The following is a 327-nucleotide window of genomic DNA, read 5'->3' on the forward strand; positions in this document are numbered from 1 at the left end:
CGAGTTGGCGGTGCGGGGGCAGGCGGAGCGGTTGCGGTCGTTCCTGCTCGATCGGCCTGAGGTCTCGGTGGTCGATGTTGCGTGGTCGTTGGCGACGGCGCGGGCGCATTTGTCGCAGCGGGCTGCGGTGGTCGCTGGTGATCGGGAGTCGTTGCTGACTGGCCTGGCCGCGTTGGCCGCGGGTGAGCCGGGTGTGGGTGTGTTCGCGGGTTCGCCGGTGTCGGGTAGGACGGCGTTTTTGTTCCCGGGCCAGGGCGCGCAGCGTGCGGGGATGGGTGTGGCGTTGGCGGGGGTGTATCCCCGGTTCGCTGAGGCCCTGGACGAGGT

Annotated in this window: 1 pseudogene; it reads left to right on the forward strand. The window is 70.6% G+C overall.

The features are described from left to right. Positions 1-327 (forward strand): annotated as a pseudogene (locus tag ACLQ28_RS34585) (acyl transferase); the annotation flags it as partial.

Source organism: Micromonospora sp. DT201, from assembly GCF_049841575.1.
Classification (GTDB): domain Bacteria; phylum Actinomycetota; class Actinomycetes; order Mycobacteriales; family Micromonosporaceae; genus Micromonospora.